Source organism: Bradyrhizobium campsiandrae, assembly GCF_014529705.1.
GTDB classification, from domain to species: domain Bacteria; phylum Pseudomonadota; class Alphaproteobacteria; order Rhizobiales; family Xanthobacteraceae; genus Bradyrhizobium; species Bradyrhizobium campsiandrae.
In genome coordinates, this window is sequence record NZ_JAANIH010000037.1 from 14503 (window position 1) to 33313 (window position 18811).

Here is an 18811-nt window from a genome sequence, read left to right on the forward strand (position 1 = left end):
ATGACGAGCCTGCAATTGTGCGCCTCTCGCCGATTTGCGATAAGGTGGTGTGAAGCAAATCGCCGCCTCTCTTCCATTCGAATGGCCGAGCCGTGCCAAGGTTTTGAGCACCGCGGAGACGCTCGTCATCGGCGCCGCCGGCGGCCTGGTCTTCCTGGTCGCGGGCCTTCCAGGCGGACTGATCTCGGGCTCGATGATCGCGGTCGGGATCGCCGCGATTGCCGGGCGTCAGCTTGCGGTGCCGCCGCTCCTGACCCAGACCGTGCTGGTGCTGCTCGGTATTTCACTGGGCTCGGTGGTCTCGCGCCATCTGATCCAGCAGGTCAGCGCCTATCCCCTGACCATCGGGCTGTTGGCGCTCGCCACCTTCTGCTCGACTTTCGGCTCCAGCTATTACCTCCAGCGCGTCCATGGGTGGGATCGCACCTCGGCCTTCCTCGCCGGCAGCCCGGGCGCCCTCTCGCAGATCACGATTTTGGCGGTCGAGCGCGGCGCCGACCTGCCGGGAATCGCGGTGGTGCAGACCATGCGTGTGATCATCCTGACCGCCGCGCTGCCGATGATCTTGGCGATCGCGGGCGTCGCGCCTTCCGTTGCGCCGTCGCTGACGACCACGATCGCCTCGCCGCTCGAGTTGGTTGAACTGGTCGCCGCCTCGCTGGCGGCATCGCTGGTGCTGCGGCTGATCAAGTTTCCGGCGAGCTGGATGTTCGGCGCGATGATCGCTTCCAGCGTGCTCCATGGCGCAGGCTGGGTCGAGGGCGGCCTGCCGAACTGGGTCCGCGGCGTCGCGCTGGTCGGCATCGGCGCGCTGATCGGCAGCCGCTTTGCCCGGATGCGGATCAAGACGCTGGCCGGCCACATCAACGCCGCGCTGGGATCGTTCGCCGTGGCGATCGCCGTGTCTGCCATCTTCGTCGCCATCGTCGCACTCACGACGCAGGTCAAATTCTCCGACGTCGTCGTTGCGTTCGCACCTGGCGCGATGGATGCGATGCTGGCGCTGGCGCTCACGCTGCACATCGACCCGATCTTCGTCGGCGCCCATCACCTCTCGCGCTTCGTGTTCGTGACGATCGCGACGCCCGGCATCGTCCACCTGTTCGGCCGCACCCAGGACGACGTCGACGATTAGCCGTTCTCCTCTGCTGCCTGCCCCTTGAGCGCCGCAACCTGCGCCTCGAGCTCCGCAATCCGCTGGTCTCTGGCCGCCAGCGCCGCCGCAACATCAGAAGCGTCGAACTTCTGCGGAATGTGCTGCGGACAATTGGTATCCCAGGCAGCGATCTTGAACACGATCACCTGCTCGGGCCGCGCCCGGTATCCCTGCGGCATCAGCGCCTCCAGCAGCGCTTCGTCGTCCTCGACCACGCGCGCCTCGCCCCAGATCTTCACCCGGCGGCGATGGGCATAATCCATCACGAAGATATAGGCCTTGGCATTCTCCGAGAGGTTGCCCTGAGTGAGGTACTGCTGGTTGCCGGCATAGTCGGCGAAGGCGAGCGTCCGCTTGTCCAGCACCTTCAGAAAGCCCTTCGGCCCGCCGCGGTGCTGAATGTAGGGCTGTCCGTCAGCCGCCGCGGTCGCGAAGTAGAGACTGTTGGCTTCAGTCAGGAAGGCTTCGAGGTCCTCGTCGACCTCGGTGCGCCAGCCGCGCTGCTCGACGCGGCCATAGGCCTCGCGCGAGCCCTTGCGCGCCTGGATCGCCTTCACCGCGGGGGTGAAAGCGACATCGCTGGCATAGGTATGAACTCCGGTCATCGGAATATCTCCTGAAAATTCCGGCGCATTGCTGCGTCTTCCCGATTTCAAGATGGACCTTCTACAGTCTAAAACAATCTGGCGGCTTGACACTTCATCGTTGCAATATATGCAATAATTTCCATGGACCGTCTTGATGCCATGCACGTCTTCGTCACCGTCGCCGATCTGCGCGGATTTGCGCCGGCCGCGCGTAAACTGCGGCTGTCGCCGTCGGCCGTGACGCGGCTGGTCGCGGCGTTGGAGGACCATCTCGGCGCGCGGCTGCTGCAACGAACCACGCGGCAGGTGAGATTGACCGATGTCGGCACGCGCTATCTGGAACGCGCCCGGCGGATCCTCGCCGATGTCGAGGAGGCTGACGGCTCGGCACGGGCGGAGCGCAACCGGCCGAGCGGGCGTCTCGCGGTGTCGGCCCCGGTCGGCTTCGGCCGGCTGCATGTCGGGCCGGTCATGACCGCCTATCTCAAGCGTTATCCCGAAGTCGCCTGCGAATTGAGGCTGTCGGACAACCTCGTCAACCTCGTCGAAGACGCCGTCGATGTCGCGGTGCGGATCGGCCATCTCGCCGATTCCTCGCTGGTGGCGCGCCAGGTCGGCGAGATGCGGCGGATCACGGTGGCGACGCCCGGCTATCTCAAGCGCCATGGCGAGCCGAAGACGCCCGACGCACTGCGCGAGCATCAAACGATCCAGTTCGGTCCGCTGGCAAGCTGGCAGTTCGTGCAGGACGGCCGCGACATCGAGGTGACGCCATCTCCGCGCTTCACCAGCAACAGTGCCGATGCCGCCCTGCAATATGCCGAGGCCGGAGGCGGCATTACGCGGGTGCTGGCCTATCAAGCCGCCGAGGGGCTGAAGCGCGGGCGGCTCAGAATCGTGCTGGCGAAATACGAGCAGCCGGCGCTGCCGATCCATGTCGTCTATCCGACCTCGCGCCTGCTCTCGGCCAAGGTGCGCGCGTTCATCGATCTCGTGGTGGAGACGACGCAGTGGAGGTTTGGTTAAGCTGAGGCTTTCTTGGGCACCACTCGGAACGTTCCGCTGGCCCGCGCGATCACGGCATCATCGGCCTTCGCCAGGCACTGCGCGAAGCAGATTGTCTTGCCGGTCTTGATCACCTCGCTCTCGATCGAACACCATTGACCGATCTCGGCCGAGCCGACGAAATCGATCGAGAGCGAGACCGTCACGAGCGAAATGGTCCAGCCCGTGGCCTGCGCGCAGCTATAGCCCATGGCGTTGTCCGCGAGCGCTGTGATCAGGCCGCCATGGATCAGGCCGCGGCCATTGGTGTGAGGCCTTGCGAGCCGCAGGCCGATGATGACGGCGCGGTCGGTCTTCCTTGCGTAGAGCGGCTCCCACGGTTCGGTCAGCGGGCTCTTGCGAGAGAGCGGCTCGAAGCCTTCGGGGATGTCGTTGCTGGTCATGTGCGTCTCGCGTTGCTGATTGCCAGCATTGAACGCGATGGACGTGACAGGCGCATCAATTACAAAGTTTTAAACGGGATTTGCGCGGGTGTTTGAAAACGGGGGGCATCGTCATTGCGAGGAGCCCTTGCGACGAAGCAATCCAGACTGTCTCCGCGGATAGATTGCTGGATTGCTTCGCTTCGCTCGCAATGACGATGTGGAGGCACCGCCGCGTCATTCCGAGCCAGCCGAATGGATAGAGCCGCTCGAATTGCCCGATCGCCGACGCGGGCACGCTGGCGCGGCTGATGCCGTGAAAACCGTCTCAGTCGGCGGTGAAGTCGCAATCGAGTGTGTGGGTGACGCCATCCTTGACCCAGGTTACGCGCGGGTGACTGCCGTCGAAATCATGCGGCTGCACGTCCTTAGCAAGCCTGCGCCGATGCGTCCCAGCACGTAATCCGGGCTCTGCCGCTCGAAAATGACGTTGTCGATGCCGTATGTGTGCAGAAGTTGCCGAAGCAACAATCCGGCCGGCCCCGCCCCGATGATTGCGACTTTTGTCCGCAATACTTGCTCCTGCCGATCCTGTAGGCTTTCGTCGCGGTTCGCTTGTCGTGATCGGCCGCGCGCGATAATTATAACATATAACGGTTGGGCAAAAGGGGAATGGCCGTCGCGGCAACGCGACAAATCCATGCAACATCGCTGACGTAGATGACGCAGCAGTTCCGGCTTGAACGCGCCGGCCAATTATATAACATGTTAACTAACGAGACCGGGCCATCGAAGCCCGCCGTCAACAAAGAGGGAGAGACGCGTGATGAGAAAGGCCTGTCTGGCTCTGCTGCTGGCAGCAAGCGTGAGCCCTGCATTCGCGCAGGACAAGACCATCGACCTGAAGGTCTCGCACTGGGTGCCGGCCTCGCATCCGCTGCAAAAGTCGCTGGAAGACTGGGTGGCCGCGGTGAACAAGGATTCCGGCGGCACCATCACGGGCAAGGTGTTTCCGGCCCAACAGCTCGGCAAGGCATTCGACCATTACGACATGGCGCGCGACGGCATTGCCGACGTCACTTACGTCAATCCCGGCTACCAGCCAGGCCGCTTCCCGATCATCGGCGCAGGTGAATTGCCGTTCCTGATCTCGGATGCCAAGGGCGGTTCAGAGGGTCTGGACGCCTGGTACCGCAAATATGCCGAGAAGGAGATGAAGGACGTCAAATACTGCCTCGCCTTCGTCCATTCGCCTTCGTCCTTCCACTCCCGCACCAAGAAGATCGTGATGCCGGAGGACGTGAAAGGCATGAAGATCCGCCCTGCGCACGCCACCATGGCGAACTTCGTCACCGCGCTCGGCGGCACCAACGTGCAATCCTCCGCGCCTGAAGTGCGCGACATCATCGAGCGCGGCGTCGCCGATGGCGTCACCTTCCCCTGGGGCTCGCTGGTGCTGTTCGGCATCGACAAGGTGACGAAGTACGATATGGAAGCGCCGCTCTACACCACGACGTTCGTGTTCGTGATGAACAGGGACAAGTACAATGCGATGTCCGACAAGCAGAAGGCCGCGATCGACAAGAACTGCTCGACCGAGATGGCCGGCGTCGTCGGCGAGCATTGGGGCAAGTTCGAGGATGCCGGCGTCGACAAGGTGAAGGCGGAAGAGGGACACGACGTCTACAAGCTGACGCCGGACCAGACCGCCGCCTGGAAGAAGGCGGCCGAGCCGCTGGTCAAGACCTGGAGCGATGGCGCCAAGAAAGCCGGCTACGACCCCGACGCCACGCTCGCGGAGCTGAAGGCGTCACTGAAGAAGTACAACGCGCTGGCGGAATAGTTTTCATGGAAACAGAAGCGGCGGCGGGAATCATTCCGCCGCCGTTTTCCTGCAAATTTGAGGACCTCCGCCTATGAAGCGTTCCTGGATGGACCGCGTCATCGATTCGATCGAATGGATCGCGGCCGCCTTCGTCGGCATCGTTGCGCTCGACATCTTTCTGTCGGTGCTGCTGCGCAACACGCTGAACTATTCGATCCCCGACAGTTTCGACATCGGCCGCATGCTGCTCGGCATTCTCATTTTCTGGGGCATCGCGGCCACGTCGTACCGCGGCACGCACATCACGGTCGACCTGGTCTGGGGCAATGTCGGCCCGCGCTACCAGCGCTGGATCGACGTGTTCGCGACGCTGGTGCTGCTGTTCGTCGTCACCGTGCAGACCTGGACGCTGTTCGACAAGGTGCGGGGCACCTACAACGACAACGTCCAGACTTTCGACATGCACATGCCGACCTGGCCGTTCTTCGCGATCGCCTGGATCGGCGACGTCTCCGCCGTGCTGCTGATCGCGATCCGCACGTACCGGCTGATCTTCCACCCCGAAGACATGCACGACCCCAAGCTGAAGGCGACCGAGTAACCATGAGCACTGATGCCGTCGCCGTTATCGGCTTCGTTTCCCTGTTCGCATTGATGCTGCTACGCGTGCCCGTCGGCATGGCCATGGGCCTCGTCGGCGTCTCCGGCTTCTCTTATCTGGTCGGCGCGACGCCCGCGCTGAAGCTGGTCGGCCAGACTTCGATGCGCACGGTCACCGATTACACCTTCGGCGTGATCCCGATGTTCCTGCTGATGGGCTCCTTCGTCAGCAATTCCGGCATGAGCCGCGAGCTGTTCCGCGCCGCCAATGGGTTCGTCGGGCACTTGCGCGGCGGCCTTGGCATCGCGACCGTCGGTGCCTGCGGCGGCTTTGCCGCGATCTGCGGCTCGTCGGTTGCGACTGCAGCGACCTTCTCCGCTGTCGCCTATCCCGAAATGCGCCGCTTCGGCTATCCGCAGTCCTTTGCGACAGGCGTGATCGCCGCCGGCGGCACGCTGGGTGCGATGCTGCCGCCCTCCACCGTTCTGGCCGTCTACGGCATCATCACCGAGCAGGATATCGGCAAGCTGTTCATCGCGGGCATCATCCCGGGCCTTCTGGCGATGACCATGTACATGATCACGATCTTCCTGATCGGCTATTTCCGTCCCGACTTCCTGCCCAAGGGCAAGGTGCTGCCCTGGCGCGAGCGCTTCGCGGGCCTGAAGGACATCTGGGCGCCCGTGCTGCTGTTCGTGTTCGTGATCGGCGGCCTCTACGGCCTCCCCTTCCTGCCGCGTTTCACCCCGACCGAGGCGGGCGGCGTCGGCGCCACCGGCGCGTTCATCATCGGCATCGTCACGGGACGGCTCGACCGCGAGAAGGTGCTGGCCTCGCTGCTCCAGGCGACACGCACAGCCGCCGCCGTGTTCACCGTGCTGATCGGCGCGCTGATCTTCGGCTACTTCCTGACCGTGACGCAGACGCCGCAGAAGGTCACCGAATTCCTCACCGGCCTCGGCCTTGGCCCCTACGGCGTGCTGGCCCTGATCATGGTGATGTATCTGGTGCTCGGCTGCCTGATGGATGCCATGGCGATGATCATCCTGACCGTGCCGATCATCTTCCCCGTGATCACCCATCTCGGCTTCGACCCGATCTGGTTCGGCGTCATCATCGTCATGACGGTCGAGCTCGGCCTGATCCATCCGCCTGTCGGCATGAACGTCTTTGTCATCAAGAGCGTGGTGAAGGACGTCTCCTTCTCCACCATCTTCAAGGGCGTGATCCCGTTCGTGGCGACAGATCTGGTGCGCCTCGTCATCCTGATCGCCTTCCCGCTGCTGGCGACATGGCTGCCGATGCGGATGATGGGGCATTAGAAGGGTGAAGCGATGACCGCACCGACGCTCGAGACGAAATACGTCTTCACCATCACCGCAAGAATTGGCGAGGTCGTCACCGCCGGGGAGACCGGCATCGGGGTCCGCCGCATCATCCCGATCATCGGCGGCGAGGTGAAGGGCGCGATATCAGGCAAGGTGCTGCCCTTCGGCGCCGACTTCCAGATCATCCGCCCCAACGAGCTGACCGACCTGGAAGCGAAGTACGCCTTCGAGACCGACGACGGCGCCGTCGTCTATGTCGAGAACAAGGGCATGCGCTTCGGCCCGGTCGAGCTCCTGCAAAAGCTCAAGCGCGGCGAAGCGGTCGATCCGAAGCTGATCTATTTCCGGACCGTGCCGAAATTCGAGACCGGACACGCGACGTATCGCTGGCTGATGGAGCACATCTTTGTCGGCTCAGCGGCACGCCATGCTGATCGCGTGGTGATCGACGTGCATCAGGTGGTGTGAGCGTTATTGTTGACTCCTCGGACCAATGTGTATAAATACACACAATGAATAGCCGGGACATTATCTCGGCGCTTCAAAGAGATGGCTGGGTCCAGGTGGCCCAGAAGGGCAGCCATTTACAATTCAAACACCCGGCGAAGGCGGGCCGTGTCACGGTCCCTCATCCCAAGCGGGACGTTCCCCTTGGCACGTTTAAAAGCATAGAGAAGCAGTCCGGCCTGAAGCTGAGGTAAGCGCGATGCGTCACTACATTGGCCTCATCCATAAGGACGCCGACAGCGACTTTGGTGTGTCGTTTCCTGATCTCCCGGGAGTCATAACCGCGGGAACAACGCTCGACGAAGCGCGCGATATGGCCGAGGAAGCACTCGCGCTGCATCTCGAAGGCATGGCCGAAGAGGGAGAAGCGATCCCCGAGCCTTCATCACTCGAAGAGGTCATGTCGAATCCCGAGAACCGCTCAGGCGTTGCAATTCTGGTGTCGGTTAAAGAGGACCAGCCAAAGATCGTCCGCGTCAATGTCACGCTGCCCGGCGACGTCCTTGAGCAGATCGACAAATATGCGGAAGCGCACGGTTACACGCGCTCAGGCCTGCTTGCCCAAGCCGCGAAGAAATTGATGACCGACGCCGTCTGATGCGCCTCCGTCTATGAGGCCGTAGCACTCCGACTGCTCAGATGCCTGGGACACTTCGACGAACCTTTCCCCGCGAGACCTGAGCCATATTGACTCCCCCAGAATTCGTTATACAACATAACTATTCTGACAAGGACGCAAATGACACAGGGAAACGCCGAGACCGCTGGCGCGGGCGCCTCCGGGTTGCTTCAAATCGAGAGGGTGGACCGGGTTCTGACCGTGGGTCTGAACCGGCCGGCCAAGCGCAACGCGCTCAACGACGGCATTATCCTCGAAATCGGCGAATATTTTGCGTCCCTGCCCGAAGATATCGGCGCGGTCGTCATTCATGGCATCGGCGACCATTTTTCCTCCGGCCTCGACCTCTCCGAGCTCCAGGACCACGACGCCACCGGCGGGCTGCTGCACTCTCAAATGTGGCACCGGGTGTTCGACCGCATCCAGTATAGCCGCGTGCCCGTCATCGCCGCGCTGAAGGGCGCCGTGATCGGCGGCGGACTGGAGCTCGCCTGCGCGGCCCATATCCGCGTCGCCGAACCCTCGACCTATTTTGCCCTGCCCGAGGGGCAGCGCGGCATCTTCGTCGGCGGCGGCGGCTCGGTGCGGCTGCCCCGCCTGATCGGCGTCGCGCGCATGATGGACATGATGCTGACGGGCCGCGTCTATAGCGCGACCGAAGGCGCGTCCTACGGCTTCGCGCAATATGTCACCGAGGCCGGCAACGGTCTTTCCAAGGCGCTGGAGCTTGCGGCCAAGATCGCGTCCAACGCGCCGCTGACCAATTTCGCCGTGCTCCAGGCCCTGCCGATGATCGCGGAGGCCAATCCGCAGACCGGCCTTTTGATGGAGTCGCTCATGGCCACCGTTGCGCAGAGCGACAAGGAAGCAAAACGAAGGATCCGCGAGTTCCTCGAGCACAAGACCGCCAAGGTGAAGCCTAAATCATGAGCGCGCAGCCGTCCTCTTCCAGCACAGAGCGCGGCGTGAGCAATTCTCCGCTGCGGCCCATCTCGTTCGGCGATCCCGCCGTCGACATCGAGCGTCGCACCGACGGCACCATCTACCTGCGGCCAAAGCAGCCGCTCGGCGACTATCCGGTCCGCATCACCGACCGTCTGCATCACTGGGCGACGACGACGCCGGACCGCGTGTTCATGGCCGAGCGCGAAGGCGGCCGCGGCTGGCGCAAGATCACCTATGCCGAGTTGCTGACCGCGAGCCGGCACATCGCGTCCGCACTGATCCAGCGCGGCCTGTCGGCGGAGCGGCCGGTCGTCATCCTCTCCGGCAATTCGATCGACCACGCCTTGCTGGCCTTCGGCGCGTTCTATGCCGGCATTCCGTTCTGCCCGGTATCCCCGGCCTATTCGCTGGTGTCGAAAGATTACGGCAAGCTGTCCTACCTGATGAAGCTGCTGACGCCCGGTCTCGTTTTCGCCGAGGACGCCGACAAGTTCGCCGACGCGCTCGCCGCCAACGTCTCTGATGGCACCGAGATCGCCGCATCCTATGGCCAGGTGCCGGGCCGCGACATCACCCTGCTCGCCGACCTGATGGCAACGCCGATCCGTCGCGATCTTGACGAGGTGCATGAGAGGATCGGCCCCGACACGATCGCAAAATTCCTGCTGACGTCGGGCTCAACAGGCAACCCCAAGGCCGTCATCAACACCCAGCGCATGATCTGCGCCAACCAGGTGATGCTGCGCGAGACGCTCGCCTTCCTCAAGGACGAGCCGCCCGTCATCATCGATTGGCTGCCGTGGAACCATACCTTTGGCGGCAACCATAATATCGGGCTGACGCTGTACAACGGCGGCTCGATGTATCTCGACGCCGGCAAGCCGATGCCCGGCGGCATCGAGGAGACCGTGCGCAATCTCCAGGAAATCTCGCCAACGGTCTATTTCAACGTGCCCAAAGGCTATGAATCGCTGCTGCCCTACTTGCGCGACGACCAGGGCCTGCGCGCAAAGTTCTTCGACCGGCTGCATGCGATGTTCTTCTCCGGCGCCGCGCTGTCGCCGTTCGTCTGGAACAGCCTCGATGAACTTGCGGTGAAGGAGAAGGGCTATCGCGTACCGATGCTGACCGGTCTCGGCGCCACCGAGACCGCGCCGTTCTTCATGTCGGTCAATCCGCGCACCAGCCGCTCCGGCCATGTCGGCCTGCCGGTCTCGGGCAACGAGGCCAAGCTCGTTCCGAACAACGGCAAGCTCGAAGTGCGCGCCAAGGGGCCGAACGTGATGCCCGGCTACTGGCGCCAGCCCGACATCAGCGCAAAGTCCTTCGACGAAGAGGGCTTTTACAAGATGGGCGATGCGCTCAAGCCCGCCGACCCTGACGATCTCAATGCCGGCTTCGATTTCGACGGGCGCGTCAGCGAAGACTTCAAGCTTGCAAGCGGCACCTGGGTTAGCGTCGGCCCGCTGCGCGCACGTCTCACGGCGGCCTGCGCGCCGCTGGTGCGCGATGTCGTCATCGCCGGCATCAACCGCGACGAGGTCTCAGCCCTCGTCATCCTCGATCTCGACGGCTGCCGGCTGATCAACCCAACGCTGCCGGCCGACGACCTCACGGTCACCGCGCGCGACCGCCTGGTGCGCGAGGCTTTTCGCGAGCGCCTGACGCGCTTCCTCACCCAGGCCACCGGCTCCTCGACGCGAGTCACGCGCGCGATTCTGATGGACACGCCGCTCTCGATCGACAAGGGCGAAGTCACCGACAAGGGCTCGATCAACCAGCGCGCGGTACTTGAAAATCGCACCGCCTTGATCGAGGAGCTCTACGCTGCCAATCCATCGGACCGTGTGATATCGGTCGGCTAAAGGAATTCATCGAAGGAGAACGCCATGTTGTTGAAGGATCAGGCAGCCATCGTCACCGGCGGCGCATCGGGACTGGGCGCGGCCACCGCGCGAAAGCTGGCGGCGCAGGGCGCCAAGGTCGCGGTCTGCGACCTCAATAGCAAGCTTGCCGAAACCGTTGCCGCCGAGATCAAGGGCGTCGCCGTGACCTGCGACGTCTCCGACGCCGCCTCGGCCGAAGCTGCGATCGCGCAGGCGACCAAGGCTCACGGCCCCGCCCGCGTGCTGGTCAATTGCGCCGGTATCGGCGTCGCCAAACGTGTCGTCGGCCGCGACGGCCCGATGGCGCTTGCCGATTTCGACAAGGTCATCAAGGTCAATTTGATCGGCACCTTCAATATGCTGCGCCTTGCCGCGACGGAAATGTCCAAGCTCGAGCCGCAGGCATCAGGCGAGCGCGGCGTCATCATCAACACTGCTTCGGTCGCCGCCTATGACGGCCAGATCGGCCAGTCCGCCTATTCGGCCTCGAAGGGCGGCATCGTCGGCATGACCTTGCCGATCGCGCGCGAGCTGGCGCAGTTCGGCGTCCGCGTGCTCACCATCGCGCCCGGTCTGTTCCTGACACCGCTGCTCGCCAATCTGCCGCAGGAAGCCCAGGATTCGCTCGCCGCCGCGATCCCCTTCCCGCGCCGGCTCGGCAACGCCGACGAATTCGCAGCGCTAGCCCTGCACATGGTCGAGAACTCCTACCTCAACGGCGAAGTGGTGCGCCTCGACGGCTCGCTGCGCATGGCGCCGAAGTAAGGGCACCGCGCATGTTCGTGAACCGGCGCGACGTCCAGATCCAGTGGGGCGACTGCGACCCCGCCAACATCGTCTACTACCCACGCTATTTCGCGATGTTCGACGATTCGACGTCGGCCCTGTTCGAGGTCGCCGGGTTCTCCAAGCAGGACCTGGTCCGCAAGTACGGCCTGGTGGGAATTCCCATGGTCGATACGCGGTCCAAGTTCTACATCCCCTCGACCTACGGCGACTGGATCACCATCGAGACAAGAATCGAGGGCATCAAGCGCTCGAGCTTCGAGGTGAAGCACAACGTCTACAAGGGCGAGGCGCTGGCCATCGAAGGTTTTGAGACGCGGGTGCTGGTCGGCCGCGACCCTGACAACCCCGACAAACTGAAATCGGCCCCATTCCCTCCGGAAATGGTAGCCAAATTCACAGGAAGCGAGCTCCGGAGCTAATTCGCCGCATCACCAAAAGACGGGGCTGAATTTGTCCCCGATTTCTGCTTTCAAAGAATAAGGTCAAGGGAGGAACAGATGAAACGCTTTTACCTGACCGCCGCAATCGCGGCGGCAACGCTGGCGCTGCCGGCGCTGCCCGCGCTGGCCCAGACCGCTGAAATCACCATCGGCATCACCACGACCACGACCGGCCCCGGTGCCGCGCTCGGTATCCCCGAGCGCAACGCGCTGGAATTCGTGCCGAAGGAGATCGGCGGCGTGCCGCTGAAGGTCATCGTCCTCGATGACGGCGGCGACCCCACCACGGCGACGACCAACGCCCGCCGCTTCGTGACCGAATCCAAGGCCGACATCATCATGGGCTCGGCGCTGACGCCACCGACGATTGCGGTCTCCAACGTCGCCAATGAAGCCGGCATTCCGCACTTTGGTCTGGCCCCCTTCCCGATTACGCCCGAGCGCGCCAAGTGGTCGGTAGCGATGCCGCAGCCAATTCCGATCGTCGGCAAGGTGCTGTATGATCACATGAAGTCTAAGGGCATCAAAACCCTCGGCTATATCGGCTATTCGGACTCCTACGGCGACCTCTGGTTCAACGACCTGAAGGCACAGGCCGTGCCGATGGGCATGACCATTGTCGACGAGGAGCGCTTCGCCCGTCCGGATACCTCGGTGACCGGCCAGGTGCTGAAGCTCGTCGCCGCCAATCCCGACGCCATCCTGGTCGGCGCCTCCGGCACCGCGGCCGCGCTGCCGCAGACCGAGCTGCGCGAGCGCGGCTATCAGGGGCTGATCTACCAGACCCACGGCGCCGCCAGCATGGATTTCATCCGCATCGCCGGCAAAGCTGCGGAAGGCGTGCTGATGGCCTCCGGTCCCGTCATGGATCCCGAAGACCAGCCGGACGAAGCTGCCACAAAGAGGCCGGGCCTCGCGCTGAACACGGCGTATGAAGCCAAGTACGGCCCGAACAGCCGCAGCCAATTCGCCGGCCATTCCTACGATGCCTTCGAGATCCTGAAGCGCATCATCCCGACGGCGCTGAAAACCGCAAAACCCGGCACGCCGGAATTCCGCGAAGCAATCCGCCAGGCCCTGCTGTCCGAGAAGGAGCTGGCTGCAAGCCAAGGCGTCTACAATTTCACCGAAAAGGATCGCTACGGCCTCGACGATCGCTCGCGCATCCTGCTCACGGTCAAGGACGGCAAATACAAGCTCGTGAAGTGAGCGATGAAGCTTCCAGGACGACGAGAGCCGGCCCATTGGGCCGGCTCTTTTCGTTCGTACGTGCCGCGCGCTCGGATCAGGCCGCCTGCCGTAGCGGCGTCCAGGCGAACTCCGGATAGTAGGTGTCCATCATCCGGTCGACATAGGCGGTCAGATTCGGAAATCCTTCCGCGCGCTGCCGCAGGTTGGATTCGAAGAACGGCGTCAAAATGCCCGCGAGCGCGCCGAAGGCGGTGGCATCGACGCCGCAAGGCCTGTTGCCCATCAGATAGGATTTGTCGCCGAGCTGCACCGACAACGCGAACAACGAGCGAACGGCGAGATCGACATCGTCATCCGGGGCGTGACGGCCAAGACCCGAAAGCAAATAGTTCTCGGCGACGCGGAACTGGGCGTCCTCGCGCAGCTTCTCGCGGTTATGCTCGGGCGCACCGTCGAAGAAATGCGCAGGTCCCTTGGCGAAATTGGCAGCGTCGACCCAGCGCGCGCCGATCAGCGCCCAGTAGACGTGGTGCTCGATCATGCGTTCGAAGGCCCAGGCTTGGGCACGCTCAGCCAACGACAGGCCGGCATCGAAGTCGAAGCCGTAGCGGCGCTCGATATGGGCGCGGATGAAGGTGGAATCGGCCACCGCCTCGCCGCCGTCATCGATGAACGGCAATTGTCCCTTGGGGGATGCAGGCGGCATCGCCCGCTCCTTCCGGTAGGGCAGTCCCGCCATCTTGAGCTGCACCTCAGTCTTGGTGACGAAGGGGCTGATTTCCGGCAGGCCGAAGCCGGTGCCAAAGCCGTAAAGCGTGATCATGGAAGCTCTCCTGAACCTGCCGAAAGAGTTGACGGAACCTAGTGCCGGGCTGCTGCCACCATGGTGGCAGCAGCCGTGATATCTTCTGCGAAACGGGCCCCCCGCCAGGCGCGGCCCATCACATGGCGGACCAGAGCGTCGGCAGCCTGGATCAGCGAGCGTGTCAGCATGGTCGCAAGCGCAACGCGGAGATCGACCACCGTGAGATCGAAAAACGTAAGGCGGCCGAAGACTCTGGCATGCAGCGAGGCCTGCGCCCGCCATAGCGGTCCAGCGAGGCCAAGATGGATTGGAGCGATCATGGACAAACCCTCTTCAGTCGATGTGTTGTCCCGGTATAGAACTCCCCTGCTGCCAACATCCTGTCAGCAGCCACGCGCCCGCCGTTGTCTGATCGTCTGATCCGCCCCCGATGAGAGAATTGTCATGAGACGCGCCGACCGGCTGTTTCAGATCATCCAGGTGCTGAGGCGCACCCGTAAGCCGCTGACGGCAGACGCGATCGCGGCTGAGCTCGAGACCTCGAAGCGCACCATCTATCGCGACATCGCCACCCTGATCGGCCAGCGCGTGCCGATCCGCGGCGAAGCCGGCATGGGCTACATCCTCGAGAAAGGTTTCGACCTGCCGCCGCTGATGCTGACACCCGACGAGATCGAGGCGGCAGTGCTGGGCGCGCAATGGGTCGCCGGCCATGCCGATTCCACGCTGGCGCGCGCAGCCGAAGATCTGATGGCCAAGATCGCCGACACCGTGCCTGAGCGGCTGCGCCCGTTCGTGCTGGAGCCGGCGAGCCGGGCCCGGCCGAGCTGGAACAGGGAGCCTGATCGACTGGACATGGCGCGGACGCGCACGCAGATCCACGAGGGCAAGAAGATCATGCTGCGCTATCGCGACGAGCAGGGCCGCCCCAGCGAGCGGATGATCTGGCCGATCTCGGTCGGCTATCTCGAAGCCGTTCGCCTGCTTGCGGCGTGGTGCGAGCTGCGCAGCGACTTCCGCAGCTTCCGCACCGACCGTGTCGTGGATGCGACTTATCTCGACGAAAGATATCCGGAGAGGCGCGACGTGCTGCGCGCGAAATGGCGGCAGAGCCTAGTCTGGGGCCCGCCCAAGGATACCTGACAAGGACACATGACGCTGATGGAAGAGATCGATCTGTCGAGCTGTTGCCAGGGCTGTGGCGCCTGCTGCGGCTATTCGCAGAACTGGCCGCGGTTCTCGATCGAGAGCGAGGAGGCACTCGCGTTGATCCCGGAGGCGCTGGTCAACGCGCGTCAATCCGGCATGCGCTGCGAGGGTGACCGCTGCTCGGCGTTGCAGGGAGAGATCGGCAAGGCGACCGCGTGCGGCATCTACGCGGTGCGGCCGGACGTGTGCCGCACCTGCATGCCGGGCGATGCCGAATGCGCGATGGCGCGGCGGAAGTTTAGGCTGCCGGCTATTGAGGCCGCTTACGCGGGAACGGCTTCGCTGATCTCGTCGTCGATTTCGTCGTCCAGCGGTGCGAGCACCGAGAGCGGCTTGGTCGACAGCGTGATCGGCTTGCGGCCACCCGACAGGGACGGTGACGATTTGGTCGAGCCTTCGCGCGACAGCGCGTAGAGCGTCGAGCCGACACGGCCGCCGTTCTCGATCAGGTCGCGCTCGCTGCAGCTGGCTGCGATCGCGACGGCCAGGGAATGAAGATGGCTGCGGCGATAGCAGAACAGCGCCAGCCTGGCGCGCGCGTCAGGGGAAACACTTTCGACCAGCCTCGGCAGGCCACTCTCGCTGGCGCGGTACATCTCGCCAAGGAGCTCGTCGCGAACCGGGCAGAAATCGCTTTCATATGCGTCGCGGCTTGAAAACATTGCAGTTCTCCCTCGTGTCAGGAAGATGCCGCGTAATTCTCTAATGAAAGGTTAACCACCGTGGGCGGTAGTCACCCGGTGTCCTTGCCTTATGCCGCGAATCAGAAGAGCCCCCTAGCCGGGTTGAATACGGGGAACGGCGCGGTCCTCGTGGTCATGCATCGGAGGCAGCTTTTGGCAAGCCCTCGCGGCTGGAGGCCCGCCGCTAGTTCGCCGCCATGAAGATGGAAAGGCCGAAGCCGGTCAGATGGTGTAGCGCCTGGTCGACACCGATCAGGGTCCAGAACCAGGGGTGCTCCTGATTGACGCCGAGATTGGCCGAGACCAGTCCCTTGGCGCGATCAATCGTGATGTGAATGACGAAATCGATCAGCGCCACGAACCAGAATTTCGGTGCGATGATCAAAATCAGTGGCAGCGCAACTGCAAGGTGAACCAGGCAATGCACCAGAAGCGGCAAGGCCCAGCCGTGCTTCTGGTCCTTGCCGTGCGCCATCCACGCCGTTTGCAGGACGAAATCGGCGATGATGTGCTTGAAGGTGAGCAGCAACATCCAGCCAATAAGCGCTTCGACCGGAACCGCCGATGACAGGGGTGGAAACGACAAAGCCGACGCCCTCGTTGAACTCGAAAAGAAAAAATGGAGCGTTCAGCGCAACTTCTTCTTGGACCCAGCGGATCGTCGGGACCTCTGATTTATGACATCTCCCGAGCCGGAATGCAGCCGGGGGGAACTGGAAAATCGCCAACTGTGGCTAAAGGGTGATAGGATGGCGAAGTGCCCCGCGCTGGAGAGTAAGGTTACCTTCGGCGCGAAATTTGCATTCTGTCGCTGGCGCGCTATCATCCGCAGGTAGAGGATTATTGCTCGTTTTTTCAGACGTTTACGAAAATTTTTCGCGCGTACTGCCGGCGATCGCCGCGCCTACCCGCAAATCCGAGAATAAGGCCAGAGTGCTGCCATGAGTGCTGAAGGCCCGACCTCTTCGACCGAACTGCCGCCGCCACGGCGTCCCAAGGTGATCAAGACCAATCAGCAGCAGGTTCTGCTGTATGTCGTGCTGACCCTGCTGTTGTCGTTGGCCACCGTCTGGGCCGGCCGAACCTTGTTGCACAATTCGGAGACGCTGATCTTCGCCGTCGGCGCCCCCAACAGCGACGAGGCGCTGTTTGCGACCAAACTCGCCAACGTGCTGAAGACCAACGCTTCGCGCTTCCGGGTCAAGATCGTCAATAACCCCGACAACGCCAAGGCAATCGCACTGTTCGACCACAGGCAGGCCGATCTCGCCGTCCTGCGTACCGATGCCAAGGTGCCCGTGCGGGCGCGCGCACTGGCGATCCTGGAGCACGATCTCGTGCTGCTGCTCGGTCCCGGCAACAAGAAGATCAAGTCGTTGGCCGAGCTGAAGAAGAAGAAGGTCGCCGTCCTCGCGGAGAACGACGCCTCGCTCGCCTTCGTCCGCAACATCCTCGACATCCCCGACGGCCCCGATGCCGCAAGGATCCAGATGGCCCCGCAAGGATCCACGCTGGACAAGCTGTTCGCGCCAGCCAATGGCTTCGGTGCGGTGATCGCCATCGTCCACGCTTCGAGGGCGGTGCGCGACAAGGCCTATGAGCAGGTCGCCAAGCGTGGCGGCTTCACGCTGAATGCGATCGACGATGCCAAGGCGCTGGTGCGCAAATTCCCCGGCATTTCCGACGAGACACTGACAGCAGGGACACTGTCCGCATCGCCCGAGATCCCCGACGACGATCTCGACACGATCGGCCTCGAATGGCTGCTGGTCGCCCAATCCAGGATGTCGGCAACCACCGCCGGCGACATCGCGCGCATCGTCTACGAGAACAAGTCCGCGCTCGGGCTCGACAATGGATTTGCGACCCATATCGAGCCGGCTTCCGTCGAGAAGGACGCCTTCGTGATGGCCCATCAGGGCGCGGCCGACTACATCAACGACGACACCAAGTCGTTCATGGATAAGTATAGCGACATGATGTATCTGGGCGCCGCCGCGCTCAGCGTCATCGGCTCGATCTTCGCTACGATCTACGCCAAGATCACCCGCATCGCGCCGGAAAAGGCGAGCGAGCTCTCCACCGCCATCCTCGATATCGGCGAACGCATCGAGCACGCCCATTCGCTGGACCAGCTCGAATGTCTCCAGGACGAGCTCGAGAGCATCCTGCGCGGCGCGGTGATCGGTTTGCGCGACGGCACGATCAGTACCGACGGGCTGGATACCTTCAGGCTCGGCTATGAATTCGTCCGCGACGAGATCGGGATGCGCCGTGACTACCTGAAACGCCATGCCGGCGAGGTTGAGAGGGTCGCGGCCCTGCCTCCCCCGCAGGACGACACCAACGTCGTCGTGGTGAAAACAGCTCAGAGTGCCTGACGTATCTATTCCGTTGCGCATGGAGGGCCGCCCGAGGAACCGTTCCCCCGCACAACCGTTGGTTAGCCGCACAACCAGGGAACGCATCATGCGTATCCTCCTCTTCATCATCTTGCTGGGAATGCTGATTGCGGTCGGTTATTTCGGCTATTCGGCCATGGCGGTGGAAGGCGACCCGATCCCGACAGAAGGTTACGTGGCGCTTGCACTAGGAGCGGGCTTCTCCGTGGTCGTCGGCATCGGTCTGATGGTGCTGCTGTTCTTCAGCAGCCGCCGCGGCTACGACGAGCCACCCCATTTCAAATAGTTACCACGCCCGGCGCCTCCCCAGCGCCCTGCACAATGCATCCGCGCCCGGATCTGGGCGGATGGTGTGGCTGGCCGCCCATCGTTGACGGCCCCGATGCGGGCAGGCACTTTGGCGCCCGAAGC

General features: G+C 63.2%; 22 protein-coding genes and 2 pseudogenes. 17 read left to right on the top strand and 7 right to left on the bottom strand.

Annotated features, from left to right (window positions below):
- Positions 1-49 precede the first annotated feature (49 nt).
- Positions 50-1135: an AbrB family transcriptional regulator gene (locus G8O24_RS25225; RefSeq protein ID WP_188104097.1), complete on the top strand. Its 1086-nt coding sequence runs from the start codon at positions 50-52 to the stop codon at positions 1133-1135.
- Here G8O24_RS25225 and G8O24_RS25230 read toward each other — a convergent pair.
- Positions 1132-1761 carry a pyridoxamine 5'-phosphate oxidase family protein gene (locus G8O24_RS25230; protein ID WP_188104099.1) on the bottom strand — a complete coding sequence of 210 codons (630 nt, stop codon included), beginning with the start codon at positions 1759-1761 and terminating at the stop codon, positions 1132-1134. The genes G8O24_RS25225 and G8O24_RS25230 overlap by 4 nt on opposite strands.
- A 123-nt stretch (positions 1762-1884) precedes the next feature.
- Between G8O24_RS25230 and G8O24_RS25235 the strand changes: the two genes are divergently transcribed.
- Positions 1885-2769 carry a LysR family transcriptional regulator gene (locus G8O24_RS25235; protein WP_188104101.1) on the top strand — a complete coding sequence of 295 codons (885 nt, stop codon included), beginning with the start codon at positions 1885-1887 and terminating at the stop codon, positions 2767-2769.
- On the opposite strand, the gene G8O24_RS25240 is transcribed toward G8O24_RS25235, so the two are convergent.
- Entirely contained in the window at positions 2766-3191 is a 426-nt protein-coding gene (locus G8O24_RS25240; protein ID WP_188104103.1) for a PaaI family thioesterase, read from the bottom strand. The genes G8O24_RS25235 and G8O24_RS25240 overlap by 4 nt on opposite strands.
- A 217-nt stretch (positions 3192-3408) precedes the next feature.
- A pseudogene (locus tag G8O24_RS25245) lies at positions 3409-3743 on the bottom strand (FAD-dependent monooxygenase); the annotation flags it as partial.
- Between the two features lie 253 nt (positions 3744-3996).
- On the opposite strand from G8O24_RS25245, the gene G8O24_RS25250 reads away from it, so the two are divergent.
- From G8O24_RS25250 to G8O24_RS25300, 11 genes are all read left to right on the top strand, one after another.
- Complete coding sequence (locus tag G8O24_RS25250) at positions 3997-5013, top strand: TRAP transporter substrate-binding protein (protein WP_188104105.1); 1017 nt, start codon at positions 3997-3999, stop codon at positions 5011-5013.
- Positions 5014-5086: 73 nt separating this feature from the next.
- On the top strand, positions 5087-5596 hold the full coding sequence (locus G8O24_RS25255; protein ID WP_188104107.1) for a TRAP transporter small permease: 510 nt from the start codon (positions 5087-5089) through the stop codon (positions 5594-5596).
- 2 nt (positions 5597-5598) lie between these two features.
- A complete protein-coding gene (locus G8O24_RS25260) occupies positions 5599-6918 on the top strand; it encodes a TRAP transporter large permease (protein WP_188104109.1) in 1320 nt (439 codons plus the stop codon).
- Between the two features lie 12 nt (positions 6919-6930).
- Positions 6931-7392 carry a DUF3237 domain-containing protein gene (locus G8O24_RS25265; protein ID WP_188104110.1) on the top strand — a complete coding sequence of 154 codons (462 nt, stop codon included), beginning with the start codon at positions 6931-6933 and terminating at the stop codon, positions 7390-7392.
- A 44-nt stretch (positions 7393-7436) separates the two neighbouring features.
- Positions 7437-7625 (top strand): type II toxin-antitoxin system HicA family toxin, encoded by a 189-nt coding sequence (locus tag G8O24_RS25270; protein ID WP_188104112.1) that lies wholly within the window; start codon positions 7437-7439, stop codon positions 7623-7625.
- A 5-nt stretch (positions 7626-7630) separates the two neighbouring features.
- Positions 7631-8029 (top strand): type II toxin-antitoxin system HicB family antitoxin, encoded by a 399-nt coding sequence (locus G8O24_RS25275; RefSeq protein ID WP_188104114.1) that lies wholly within the window; start codon positions 7631-7633, stop codon positions 8027-8029.
- Between the two features lie 141 nt (positions 8030-8170).
- Positions 8171-8980 carry a crotonase/enoyl-CoA hydratase family protein gene (locus G8O24_RS25280; RefSeq protein WP_188104116.1) on the top strand — a complete coding sequence of 270 codons (810 nt, stop codon included), beginning with the start codon at positions 8171-8173 and terminating at the stop codon, positions 8978-8980.
- A complete protein-coding gene (locus G8O24_RS25285) occupies positions 8977-10860 on the top strand; it encodes a feruloyl-CoA synthase (RefSeq protein ID WP_188104117.1) in 1884 nt (627 codons plus the stop codon). Before G8O24_RS25280 ends, G8O24_RS25285 begins: the two co-directional genes overlap by 4 nt.
- Before the next feature lie 24 nt (positions 10861-10884).
- The gene (locus tag G8O24_RS25290; protein ID WP_188104118.1) at positions 10885-11646 is read left to right on the top strand and encodes an SDR family NAD(P)-dependent oxidoreductase; all 762 of its coding nucleotides are present in this window, start codon (positions 10885-10887) and stop codon (positions 11644-11646) included.
- 11 nt (positions 11647-11657) lie between these two features.
- Positions 11658-12089 carry an acyl-CoA thioesterase gene (locus G8O24_RS25295; protein ID WP_188104119.1) on the top strand — a complete coding sequence of 144 codons (432 nt, stop codon included), beginning with the start codon at positions 11658-11660 and terminating at the stop codon, positions 12087-12089.
- Between the two features lie 78 nt (positions 12090-12167).
- Complete coding sequence (locus G8O24_RS25300) at positions 12168-13319, top strand: ABC transporter substrate-binding protein (protein WP_188104120.1); 1152 nt, start codon at positions 12168-12170, stop codon at positions 13317-13319.
- Positions 13320-13395: 76 nt separating this feature from the next.
- Here the strand turns inward: G8O24_RS25300 and G8O24_RS25305 are convergent, their stop codons facing one another.
- On the bottom strand, positions 13396-14124 hold the full coding sequence (locus G8O24_RS25305; protein WP_188104121.1) for a glutathione S-transferase family protein: 729 nt from the start codon (positions 14122-14124) through the stop codon (positions 13396-13398).
- A gap of 38 nt (positions 14125-14162) precedes the next feature.
- Positions 14163-14426, bottom strand: a complete 264-nt coding sequence (locus G8O24_RS25310; RefSeq protein WP_188104122.1) for a hypothetical protein — start codon at positions 14424-14426, stop codon at positions 14163-14165.
- A 124-nt stretch (positions 14427-14550) separates the two neighbouring features.
- Between G8O24_RS25310 and G8O24_RS25315 the strand changes: the two genes are divergently transcribed.
- Together G8O24_RS25315 and G8O24_RS25320 are read left to right on the top strand one after the other, a co-directional pair.
- Positions 14551-15249: a helix-turn-helix transcriptional regulator gene (locus G8O24_RS25315; RefSeq protein WP_025575324.1), complete on the top strand. Its 699-nt coding sequence runs from the start codon at positions 14551-14553 to the stop codon at positions 15247-15249.
- Between the two features lie 18 nt (positions 15250-15267).
- A pseudogene (locus G8O24_RS25320) lies at positions 15268-15576 on the top strand (YkgJ family cysteine cluster protein); the annotation flags it as partial.
- Positions 15577-15578: 2 nt separating this feature from the next.
- Here the strand turns inward: G8O24_RS25320 and G8O24_RS25325 are convergent.
- Positions 15579-15977, bottom strand: a complete 399-nt coding sequence (locus tag G8O24_RS25325; protein ID WP_188104123.1) for a hypothetical protein — start codon at positions 15975-15977, stop codon at positions 15579-15581.
- A 205-nt stretch (positions 15978-16182) separates the two neighbouring features.
- A complete protein-coding gene (locus G8O24_RS25330; protein WP_244645990.1) occupies positions 16183-16530 on the bottom strand; it encodes a DUF3307 domain-containing protein in 348 nt (115 codons plus the stop codon).
- A gap of 409 nt (positions 16531-16939) precedes the next feature.
- Here G8O24_RS25330 and G8O24_RS25335 point away from each other — a divergent pair, with 409 nt between their 5' ends.
- Both G8O24_RS25335 and G8O24_RS25340 read left to right on the top strand, forming a co-directional pair.
- A complete protein-coding gene (locus G8O24_RS25335) occupies positions 16940-18379 on the top strand; it encodes a TAXI family TRAP transporter solute-binding subunit (protein ID WP_188104126.1) in 1440 nt (479 codons plus the stop codon).
- Between the two features lie 88 nt (positions 18380-18467).
- Positions 18468-18686 carry a hypothetical protein gene (locus G8O24_RS25340; protein ID WP_188104128.1) on the top strand — a complete coding sequence of 73 codons (219 nt, stop codon included), beginning with the start codon at positions 18468-18470 and terminating at the stop codon, positions 18684-18686.
- The last annotated feature ends 125 nt before the right edge of the window (positions 18687-18811 follow it).